This is a genomic window from Acidocella sp. MX-AZ02 (assembly GCF_000306035.1).
GTDB lineage: Bacteria > Pseudomonadota > Alphaproteobacteria > Acetobacterales > Acetobacteraceae > Acidocella > Acidocella facilis.
In genome coordinates, this window is record NZ_JH976207.1 from 1,063,927 (window position 1) to 1,074,353 (window position 10,427).

12 protein-coding genes are annotated in these 10,427 nt (G+C 66.6%); 2 read left to right on the forward strand and 10 right to left on the reverse strand.

Translation table 11 applies throughout. The annotated features are described in order from the left end of the window. Window positions 1-38: 38 nt before the first annotated feature. The 10 genes from thiL to MXAZACID_RS17695 all read right to left on the reverse strand — a co-directional run bounded on the left by thiL (window position 39) and on the right by MXAZACID_RS17695 (window position 8,265). The gene (gene thiL, locus MXAZACID_RS05225) at window positions 39-971 is read right to left on the reverse strand and encodes a thiamine-phosphate kinase (protein ID WP_008493087.1); all 933 of its coding nucleotides are present in this window, start codon (window positions 969-971) and stop codon (window positions 39-41) included. After that, entirely contained in the window at window positions 971-1,447 is a 477-nt protein-coding gene (gene nusB / locus MXAZACID_RS05230; RefSeq protein ID WP_008493088.1) for a transcription antitermination factor NusB, read from the reverse strand. The genes thiL and nusB overlap by 1 nt, the downstream gene beginning before the upstream one ends. Then, a complete protein-coding gene (gene ribH, locus MXAZACID_RS05235) occupies window positions 1,444-1,923 on the reverse strand; it encodes a 6,7-dimethyl-8-ribityllumazine synthase (protein WP_008493089.1) in 480 nt (159 codons plus the stop codon). Before ribH ends, nusB begins: the two co-directional genes overlap by 4 nt. Window positions 1,924-1,952: 29 nt before the next feature. Further along, entirely contained in the window at window positions 1,953-3,089 is a 1,137-nt protein-coding gene (gene ribB / locus MXAZACID_RS05240; protein ID WP_008493090.1) for a 3,4-dihydroxy-2-butanone-4-phosphate synthase, read from the reverse strand. A gap of 46 nt (window positions 3,090-3,135) precedes the next feature. Beyond that, window positions 3,136-3,750, reverse strand: coding sequence for a riboflavin synthase (locus tag MXAZACID_RS05245; protein ID WP_008493091.1), 615 nt, complete (start codon window positions 3,748-3,750; stop codon window positions 3,136-3,138). Between the two features lie 10 nt (window positions 3,751-3,760). Beyond that, window positions 3,761-4,858 carry a bifunctional diaminohydroxyphosphoribosylaminopyrimidine deaminase/5-amino-6-(5-phosphoribosylamino)uracil reductase RibD gene (gene ribD / locus MXAZACID_RS05250; protein WP_008493092.1) on the reverse strand — a complete coding sequence of 366 codons (1,098 nt, stop codon included), beginning with the start codon at window positions 4,856-4,858 and terminating at the stop codon, window positions 3,761-3,763. Beyond that, window positions 4,855-5,331 carry a transcriptional regulator NrdR gene (gene nrdR, locus MXAZACID_RS05255; protein ID WP_008493093.1) on the reverse strand — a complete coding sequence of 159 codons (477 nt, stop codon included), beginning with the start codon at window positions 5,329-5,331 and terminating at the stop codon, window positions 4,855-4,857. Before nrdR ends, ribD begins: the two co-directional genes overlap by 4 nt. A 9-nt stretch (window positions 5,332-5,340) precedes the next feature. After that, window positions 5,341-6,639 carry a serine hydroxymethyltransferase gene (gene glyA, locus MXAZACID_RS05260; RefSeq protein ID WP_008493094.1) on the reverse strand — a complete coding sequence of 433 codons (1,299 nt, stop codon included), beginning with the start codon at window positions 6,637-6,639 and terminating at the stop codon, window positions 5,341-5,343. Then, the gene (rpiB, locus tag MXAZACID_RS05265; protein WP_039884745.1) at window positions 6,636-7,094 is read right to left on the reverse strand and encodes a ribose 5-phosphate isomerase B; all 459 of its coding nucleotides are present in this window, start codon (window positions 7,092-7,094) and stop codon (window positions 6,636-6,638) included. The genes glyA and rpiB overlap by 4 nt, the downstream gene beginning before the upstream one ends. Window positions 7,095-7,167: 73 nt before the next feature. After that, on the reverse strand, window positions 7,168-8,265 hold the full coding sequence (locus MXAZACID_RS17695) for a tetratricopeptide repeat protein (RefSeq protein ID WP_008493098.1): 1,098 nt from the start codon (window positions 8,263-8,265) through the stop codon (window positions 7,168-7,170). Window positions 8,266-8,484: 219 nt separating this feature from the next. Between MXAZACID_RS17695 and hemB the strand changes: the two genes are divergently transcribed. Continuing rightward, window positions 8,485-9,477, forward strand: a complete 993-nt coding sequence (hemB, locus tag MXAZACID_RS05275) for a porphobilinogen synthase (protein ID WP_008493099.1) — start codon at window positions 8,485-8,487, stop codon at window positions 9,475-9,477. Between the two features lie 16 nt (window positions 9,478-9,493). Next, window positions 9,494-10,420, forward strand: coding sequence for an oxidoreductase (locus MXAZACID_RS05280; protein ID WP_008493100.1), 927 nt, complete (start codon window positions 9,494-9,496; stop codon window positions 10,418-10,420). Window positions 10,421-10,427 lie beyond the last annotated feature (7 nt).

Here is a 10,427-nt window from a genome sequence, read left to right on the forward strand (position 1 = left end):
GGACTTTTTGAAAAAAGTCCCCACACCCCCAAAAACTTTTAGAAATGTTTCCAGCCGGCCCCGGACAAGGCCATGGGCTCACCATCGGCATCCAGCACCACCACGCCCTCACCCGGCTGGAAGCTGCCGATGCGCGTGACCGGCACAGCGCCGCACGCCGCACGCAGCGCCGCCTCATTCTCCGGTGCCACCGCCAGCAGCAGCTCATAATCATCGCCGCCGGTCAGCCGCTGCTCCAGAACCGCATCGCCCAAAGCCGCCGCCTCAGCCGAGGCCGGCACCTGCTGCGCATTGATCGTCGCCTGGAGCCCGGCCGCCCGGCAGAGATGCCCGAGATCCTGCACCAGACCGTCCGATATATCGATGGCGGCATTCACGATCCCCGCCAGCGCCAGCCCCACGCGCGGCGCCGGCAATTCCGAGCGCCGGCGCAGAAACCCGGTCGGGTCCGCCAGCTTGCCGCGCCGGACCTCCAGCCCGAGCACGGCATCGCCAATGGTGCCGGTGACGAAGATCCCGTCCCCAGCCCTGGCCCCGCTGCGCCGCAGCGCCTGGCCGGGCGCGACATGGCCGATCAAGGTAGCGCTCAGCGCGATATCGGTGCGTGCGGAGGAGGAATCGCCCCCCAGCAGCCCGATGCCGAATTCCGCCTGATCCTGCCCCAGCCCTTTGGCGAAGGCTTCCAGCCAGGCTTCATCTACCCGCTTCGGCAGGGCGGTGGTCAGCAGATAGCCCAAAGGCACCGCGCCCATCGCCGCCAGATCGGACAAATTCCGCCGCAACAGCTTGCGGGCGATCAAAGCCGGATCGTCATCGGAGAAGAAATGCACCGCCTCCAGCATCTGGTCGACGGTGAACACCAATTCCCGCCCCGGCGGCGGGGCGAGAACGGCGGCGTCATCTTTCAGGTTCAGCCCCGCCTCGGCGGCGAGCGGGGCAAAGAAGGTCTCGATCCGGCTGAATTCGTCCATCAGCCAGCGTTGGACTTGAACTCGGCCGGGCGCAGCAGATGCGCCAGGCGGTCCAGCACGCCGTTGAGCATGCGCGGCTCATCGCCGGAGAAGAAGCCGTGGGCGACGTCGAGATATTCGTTCATCACCACTTTCGCCGGCGGCCCGTCGCTCATCCACAATTCCGCGCCACCGGCGCGCAGCGCGGCGCGCAGCACCGGGTCCAGCCGGGTCATCGGCCAGCTCTCCGGCAGCGCCTGGGTGATCATGCCGTCCACCACATCCTGCTGCTCGGTGGCCGTGCGCACGATGCGGGTGAAGAGCGGCACATCCGCCTCCGGCATCTTGCCATCCTCCAGCCCGCCCTGCCAGGGCAGGCTGCCGAGGCGATGGCGCACGAACTGGTCGATCACCGTCTCCGAACTCACCTGGGCATGTTCGGACTGATACAACGCCTGCACGGCGGCGACGCGCGAGAGGGTGCGGGGGCGGCTCATGCGGCGAACCGGCGCTTCAGCGCGATCTGCTTCAGGCAGGCCACGGCGGCTTCGGCGCCCTTATTGGCGCCGGTCTCGCGCGAGCGGGCATGGGCCTGGGCCAGCGTATCCACCGTCAGCAGCCCGGTGCCCAGCGCCAGGCGCTGGCTCACCGCGACGTTGATCATCCCGGTCATCGCGGCATCGCAGACGAACTCATAATGGTCGGTCTCGCCACGCACCACGCAGCCGAGCGTGACATAGCCGTCAAATCCATCCTTGCCGCCGGCGGCGATGGCGAGTGCCTGCGGCAGCTCATAGGCGCCGGCGATTTCGATGATTTCCACTTCGGCCTTCACCTGGGCGAAAATCTCCTGGGCGGCGTGCAGCATGCCCTCCACCACATCGCGATAATAAGGCGCGCTGATGACGAGGATGCGGGGTGCCGGGCCGCCAATCTGCGGGGCCACCGGCAAGGGTGCGTCGGCTGTGCTCATGAATTTCTACTTTGAACTCTTTGAAAATATTACTTGTTATCGCAATCGGCGAGGCCGCGCTGCTCAACCACGTTGAGCCCGTACCCCTCCAACCCGATGATGTTGCGCTTATGGTTGGAGAGCAGGATCATGTTCTTGACCCCGAGATCCAGCAGGATCTGCGCGCCGATGCCGTAATCGCGCAGATCGCGCCCGCCATGCGTGCCCTCGATCAGCGCCCGCAGGCCGGTGGACATCGCCTTCTGCCGCGCATCGCGGACGATGACGACGACGCCGCGCCCTGCCTTGCCGATCTCCTGCATCGATTCATGCAAGGCCGCCATATGGCCGTTGCCCAGCACATCGCCGATCAGCTCCATGCCGTGCATGCGCACCAGCACCGGATCTTCGCCGGAGAGATCACCCTTCACCAGTGCCAGATGCTCCACCCCATCCACCTTGCTCTCGAAGGCGATCATCTTCCAGGCGCCGCCATCGCGGGCAGTGACATTGCCCTGCTCGACGCGCTTGACCAGACGCTCATTGGTACGCCGGTAAGCGATCAGGTCGGCGATGGTGCCGAGCTTGATGTTGTGGCGCTGGGCGAAGGCCACGAGCTCCGGCAGCCGGGCCATGGTGCCGTCATCATTGATGATCTCGCAGATCACCCCGGCCGGGATCAGCCCGGCGAGGCGGGCGATATCCACCGCCGCCTCGGTATGGCCGGCGCGCACCAGCGTGCCGCCATCGCGGGCCATCAGCGGGAAGATATGGCCGGGCGAGACGATGTCCTCGCGGCCCAGCTCCGGGTTGATCGCTACCGCCACGGTGCGCGCACGGTCGGCGGCGGAAATGCCGGTGGAAATGCCTTCGCGCGCCTCGATCGAGATGGTGAAGGCGGTCTCGTGCCGGCTGCCATTGGCCTGTGTCATCAAGGGCAGGCCCAGCGTGTCGCAGCGCGACTTGGTCATCGCCAGGCAGACCAGGCCGCGCGCATGCTTGATCATGAAATTGATCGCATCCGGGGTGGCGAACTGTGCGGGGATGACCAGATCGCCCTCATTCTCGCGGTCCTCGTCATCGACCAGGATGAAGATGCGCCCGGCGCGGGCTTCCTCGATGATCTCCGCCGGCGGGGAGATATAGTCATGCAGCCCGGAGCTGGAGAGGGTCTTCAAGCCGTCCATGATACGCAATCCTTTCGCACCGGTCCGCGGGGCCGGCGGATATAGCCTAGTTCGTCTTAAAGCTTAGCTGACGGGCGAGATAGCGCGCCAGCATGTCGATTTCCACATTCACCTTATCACCAGGGCGCAGGGCAGAGAAATTCGTGTGCGCGGCGGTGTGCGGGATGATGTTGACGCCAAAGCGCAGTCCCTCGACCTCGTTAACGGTCAGCGAAACGCCATTGATGGCGATGCTGCCCTTGGCCGCGACGAACGGCCCCAGCGCCGCCGGCAGCTCGAACAGCCAGCGCACCGAGCCGTTTTCCGGGGTGGCGGAGATCACCTCGGCCAGCCCGTCGACATGGCCGGAGACCAGATGCCCGCCCAGCTCATCGCCCAACCGCAGCGAGCCTTCGAGATTGACCAAGGTGCCTTCGCGCCAGCCGGCGAGATTGGTCTTGGAGAGCGTCTCGGCCGAGACCTCGACGCTGAACCAGTCATCCCCGGCCTCGATCACGGTCAGGCAGACGCCGGAACAGGCGATGGAGGCGCCGAGCTTCTTCTGCGCCCCGCTCCAGACCTCGTTGGCGGGGGTTTCGATGGTGAAGCGGGCATCCTGCCCGTTGCCGATGGCGCTGACGGCGCGGATGCGCCCGACGCCAGTGATCAATCCGGTGAACATAATCTGGTCCTTAAACGGGCTGGCGGATGAAATCCGTCAGCATATCCGCGCCGAGGCGGCGCGATGAGATCTGGGTGAAGCGCGGCATCTGCGCAAGGCTGGCGATGCCGAAGGCCTGGGCGGCGGGCAGCCCGTCGCCGCCGATGACGCAAGGGGCGTGAAACCAGGAGAGACGATCGACCAGATTGGCCCGCAGCAAGGCCGCCGCCAAGGTGCCGCCGCCCTCGGCCAGCACGCTGGTAAGGCCGTTCTGCGCCAGCGCCTTCATCGCCGCGACCAGATCGACCCCGATGCTGGCCGCCGGCAATTCGATCAGCTTCACCCCGGCCTGGACCAGCGCCTTGGCGCGCAATTTATCCGCGCCGTTCCGGTGCAAGATCCAGAGCGGATGCCGCGCCGCGCCGCGCACCAGTTTGGAGAGCAAGGGGGTGCGCAAATGGCTGTCCACCACCACCCGGACCAGATCCGTGCAGCGATAGCCCTCAATCCTGCAGGTCAGCTCGGGATCATCCTCCAGCACGGTGCCGACGCCGACCATGATCGCGTCATGGGTGCCGCGCAGCATATGCGCCGCCTGCCGGGCCGGCTCGCCGGTGATCCATTTCGACTCCCCCTTGGCGGTGGCGATGCGCCCGTCCAGCGAGCTGGCCAGCTTGAGGCGCAGCAGCGGCCGCCCCTGGCGCTGCACCATGGCGAAACCGGCGATCGAGGCCTCGCATTCCGCCGCCAGCACGCCCTCGGAGACGCTGATGCCAGCCGCGCGCAGCCGGACGATGCCAGCGCCGTTCACCTTCGGATGCGGATCCTGCGCGCCGAGCACCACGCGGGAGATCCCAGCTTGGATCAACGCCTCCGTGCAAGGACCTGATTTTCCGGTAAAGTTGCAAGGTTCCAGCGTGACATAGGCGGTGCCGCCACGGGCCGCATTGCCGGCCTGGGCCAGCGCGTTCACCTCGGCATGCGGCCGCCCGCCAGCTGAGGTAAAGCCCCGCCCGACCACCCGGTCCTGATTGACGATGATGCAACCAACCGACGGGTTGGGCGCGGTCTGCCCCAATCCGCGCCGGGCCATGGCCAGCGCGGCACGCATGAAATCCTGGTCGCTCATTCCTGGTCCGGCTGAGCCAAAGGCGCACCGTCCATACCGCCTAGAAATGCTTCAAAATCACGGGCTTCGCGGAAATCTCTGTAAACCGACGCGAAGCGCACATAGGCCACCGCGTCGATCGCCTTCAGCGCTTCCATCACCGCCTCGCCAATCGCCTCGCTCTTCACCTCGCCCTCGCCGCTGGCTTCCAGCTTGCGGACGATGCCGTTGACGATACGCTCCTGGCGCTCCTCATCCACCGGGCGCTTGTTCAACGCCACGCGGATGGAACGGGCGAGCTTGTCGCGGTCGAAGGCGACGCGCTTGCCATCGGCCTTCACCACGGTGAGCTCGCGCAGCTGCACGCGCTCCACGGTGGTGAAACGCTGCCCGCATCCCGCACAGAAACGCCGGCGCCGGATGGCGCTGTTATCATCTGTCGGGCGGCTATCCTTCACCTGGGTGTCGGCATCGCCGCAGAACGGGCAGCGCATCGCGGCGGCTTAGCGATAGATCGGGAAGCGCGCGCAGAGCGCCTTCACCCGCGCGCCCACCGCCGCTTCCGCCGCGTCGTTGCTGCCGTCATTGGACTTCGCCAGACCATCCAGCACCTCGCCGATCATGATGCCGATCTGCTTGAACTCCTCGGTGCCGAAGCCGCGCGTGGTCGCCGCCGGGGTGCCGAGGCGAATGCCGGAGGTGATGGCAGGCTTCGCCGGGTCGAACGGGATGGCGTTCTTGTTGGCGGTGATATGGGCGCGCTCCAGGCTCGCCTCGGCCGCCTTGCCGGTGGTGTTCTTCGGCCGCAGATCGACCAGCAGCAAATGGCTGTCCGTGCCGCCGGAGACGATCGCCAGCCCCTGCTCCACCAGCGTTTCCGCCAGAACCTTGGCATTCGCCGCAACCTGCTTCTGGTAGGCAACGAAATCCGGGGTCAGCGCCTCGCCGAAAGCCACCGCCTTGGCGGCGATCACATGCATCAGCGGGCCGCCCTGCAGGCCGGGGAAGGTCGCGGAATTGATCTTCTTGGAGATATCCTCGTCATTGGTCAGCACCATGCCGCCACGCGGACCGCGCAGGGTCTTGTGGGTGGTGGTGGTGACGACATGGGCGTGCGGGATCGGGCTCGGATAGATCCCGGCGGCGACCAGGCCGGCGAAATGCGCCATATCGACCATGAAGAAGGCGCCGACCTCATCCGCCACGGCGCGGATGCGGGCGAAATCGATGAAACGCGGATAGGCGGAGCCGCCGGCAATGATCAGCTTGGGCTTATGCTCGCGGGCCAGGCGCTCCAGCTCCTCATAATCCAGCAGCCCGTCCTCGCGGCGCACGCCGTACTGCACGGCGTTGAACCATTTGCCCGACAGGTTGGGGGCGGCGCCATGGGTGAGATGCCCGCCGGCGGCCAGGGACATGCCCAGAATGGTGTCACCCGGCTTCACCAGCGCCAGCAGCACGGACTGGTTGGCCTGGCTGCCGGAATTGGCCTGCACATTGGCAAAGCCGCAGCCGAACAGCTTCTTGGCGCGCTCGATCGCCAGCGTCTCGACCTCATCGGAGGGGCCGCAGCCACCATAATAGCGCTTGCCGGGGTAGCCTTCGGCATATTTGTTGGTGAAGACCGAGCCCTGGGCGGCCAGCACCGCGGCGGACACGATATTCTCGGAGGCGATCAGCTCGATGCCATCCTGCTCACGCGCCAGCTCGCGGCCGATGATCGCCGCCACATCCGGGTCGACTTCGGCAAGCGGGGCATTGAAGAAGCGCTGCAAACGCGGGGCGAGGCTCTGATCGTTCATGGCGTGGATTCCGTCGTCTGGTTGAGTTTGTCGAGCCGGCGCTGGTGCCGCCCGCCTTCATAAGGGGTGGAGAGGAAGGCGCCGAGAATATCCAGCGCCACTTCCTCGCCAATGATGCGCGCGCCCAGCGCCAGCACATTGGCGTCGTTATGGGCGCGGGTCAGGCGGGCGGTGGTGACATCATGCACCAGCCCGCAGCGAATGCCGGCATAGCGGTTGGCCGCGATCGACATGCCGATGCCGGTGCCGCAGACCAGAATGCCGAAATCGGCACGTTTTTCGGTAACCGCGCCGCAGACCGCCTGGGCGAAATCCGGATAATCGACGGAGGCCGGGCCGTCCGTGCCATAATCCTGCACCTCGTGCCCGGCTTCGATCAGCACGGCGGCAAGACGGTTCTTCAGGGTTACCCCACCATGATCGGCGCCGAGCGCCACTGTCAAAGACCGAGTCATGGCGCCCCCTTACCATGCGCGCCGCGCTGTTGAAACCGTTGCTTTTTCATGCCTGCCGCAACGGCCCGGCGGTTCAATTTCTGGACGGCGTGATCATGGCGATGGCGGCCTTGGCCTGGGGCACGCCCTCCTGCTCGGCGAGCAGGAAATCCCGCGCCGCCTGCGGCACATCCTGGGCCATGCCCAGCCCCTGCGCGGCGCAGTAACCCAGCGCCAGAAACGCCGGGCCATATTGCGCGCTCGCCGCCTGGCCGAACAAGTTTACCGCCCGTTGCGGATCCTTCGCCACACCCTGGCCGTACAGGTAAAGATAACCGAGATCGGTCTGCGCCGCTGGGTCATTCTTCGCCGCGGCCTGGGCGAACCAGTGTGCCGCCTGGGCATTGTCCCGCGCGATGCCAAGGCCGGTCTGGTAAGCGAGGCCGAGGCTGGTTTGCGCCGGGGCGTAGCCGCTCAGCGCCGCGGCGCGGTACCAGGCGGTGGCCAAAACCGCATCCCGCACGCCGCCGCGCCCGCTTTCATAGAAGCGCCCCGCGTCATATTCGGCCTGGACATTGCCCGCCTGCGCCGCCTGTAAATAGAGGCCAAAGGCGGCCTTATCGTCCTTCGGCAAGGTGATCTCGTCCTGGGTCTTGCGTTGGTCCAGCAAGCTGGCCAGCGCGAAGGCGGCGTCCTGCTCGCCGGTCGCCGCCCGGCTTTGCAGAAGCGCCAGCGCCGCGCCATTCTGCCCCGCCTGCGCCAGCAGACTGGCCACGGATTCAACCGGCACCGCCACGGGCGGCGGGGGCGGCAACGGGGCGAGCCGCGTCGGCATCACCGCCACCACCGGCGCGGGGTGCAGCACCGGCGCAGTCACAGGCTGGCGATGCGCGATCGTCGCCAGCACCAGACAGGCGGTGACCAACGCCGCGCCCAGGCCCGCCAGCCTCTGCCCGAAGGCGCCGCGCGGCCTCGCCACAACCGCCGCCCGAGGCGCCGGCGCGGTGCGGAAATGCTGCCTGATCTGTTCGTAAATCCGCGCCTGGGCGGCGGGTTCCAGCGCCAATGCCGCGCGCAGATCCGCGCGGCTCAGCCCGGCCGGCAATTTCGCGGCGCCGCCTGCGAAGGCCTGGGCGAACAAAGCGGCCAGCACCTCCTCCGGCCCGCGATACTGCATCATGCTGTCCGACATTCCGCCTTCGCCAACCCCCGCCCGCCAAACCCTCGTCGACTCAACCCTTACGCGAACCGTACAATCCGCTTTATCTGACGACTCGTATCATAAACTTTAACAAACCGTTTCGCATCTCCGTTTTTCCACAGATCGCCTTGTGTGCTGGCATCGCCCGCAGCCCAGCCATGAGCGCGATCAGCCGTCGCCTGCCGCGCCGCTTTGGGCTACAAACCTGTCATGCTTGGACAAAATTTCCCCCTGACGCGGCTGCGCCGCAACCGTTTCGATGCCGCCACCCGCCGGCTGGTGGCCGAGCACAGTCTCAGCGTCGATGATCTGATCTGGCCGATCTTCATCCGCGAGGGCGGCGGCGATCCGGTCGAGGTGCAGGCGATGCCGGGGCAGTTCCGCGTCGGGCTGGATGGCCTGGCCAGGCATGTGGAGCAGGCGGCGAAGCTGGGCATCCCCGCCCTTGCACTGTTCCCCGTCACCCCGGCTGAGCTGAAAACCCCCGAGGGCCGCGAGGCGCTGAACCCGGAAAACCTGATCTGCCGGGCCGCCATGCTATTGAAAAAGGAGTTTCCGGATTTCGCCCTGGTCGGCGATGTCGCGCTCGACCCCTATACCGACCACGCCCATGACGGGCTGCTGCGCGATGGCTATGTGGTGAATGACGAGAGCGTGGAAATCCTCGCCAAACAGGCGGTGAACCAGGCCAATGCCGGGATCGATTTCATCGCCCCCTCGGACATGATGGATGGCCGCATCAAGGCGCTGCGCGAGGCGCTGGATGGCGCCGGCCACATCCATACCCGGATCATGAGCTACGCCGCCAAATACGCCTCGGCCTTCTACGGCCCGTTCCGCGACGCGCTGGGCAACCAGGGCGCGCTGCAGGGCGACAAGAAAACCTACCAGATGAACCCCGCCAATTCGGACGAGGCGCTGCGCGAAGTGGCGATGGACATCGCCGAGGGGGCGGATATGGTGATGGTCAAGCCCGGCATGCCGTATCTCGACATCATCCGCCGGGTGAAGGACGCGTTCGGCGTGCCGGTGTTCGCCTATCAGGTCTCCGGCGAGTACGCGATGATCGAGGCCGCCGCCCGCAATGGCTGGATCGACCATGACAAGGCGATGATGGAGGCGCTGATGTGCTTCAAGCGCGCCGGCTGTTCCGGTATCCTCACCTACCATGCGGTGCAGGCGGCGAAGCTCCTGCACGGCTAACCGAACGGAGGGATCAATGAGCCTGTGGCCCGGCGCCCATATGCCGAAGCTGAACGACCGGTTGGCCATCGTCACCGGGGCGAATAGCGGCATCGGCTATTATGCCGCCCTTGAGCTGGCCGGGGCCGGGGCGAATGTGATCCTCGCCTGCCGCAGCCCTGCGCGCGGGGCGGCGGCGCTGGCGCAAATCGAGGCCATCGCCCCCGGCCGCGCCCGGCTGGAGCTGCTGGACCTCTCGGATTTCGCCGCGGTGCGGGATTTCGCCGCGCGGGTGAAGGAACGCCATGGCAGCCTGGATATCCTGCTCAATAATGCCGGGGTGATGGCCCCGCCCACCCGCCAGACCACCGCGCAAGGGTTCGAGCTGCAATTCGGGGTGAATTTCCTCGGCCATTATCTGCTCACAGCCTTGCTGCTGGAGCCGATTTTGGCGGCGCGCGCCCCGCGCATCATCCAGGTGTCCTCCATCGCCCATCGCCAGGGCAGGATGGCCTGGGACGATCTGCAATCCGAAACCAACTACCATCCCTGGAACGCCTACCGGCAGAGCAAGCTCGCCTGCCTGATCTTCGCGCATGAGCTGGGCCGGCGCGCCGCCGCCGGGGGTTGGGGGGCGCTCTCGCTCGCGGCCCATCCGGGTATCGCGGCGACGGAGCTGGTCGCCAACGGGCCGGGCCCGGGCAGCCGCATCGCCTGGCTGCAGAAACTCGCCGCCCCCTTCATCCAGCAATCCGGCGAGGCCGGGGCCTGGCCGCTGATCCTGGCCTGCATCGACCCCTATGCCCGTGAGGGGAATTATTATGGGCCGCGCCATCTGTTTGAATGCAAGGGCCCGCCCGGCCCGGCGAAATCCGAGCCGCAGGCGTTGGACCCGGAAGCCGGCCGCCGGCTCTGGGAGATTGCCGAGAGGCTGACCGGCGAGGCGCTGCGCCCCGCGTCTTAAAAAACAG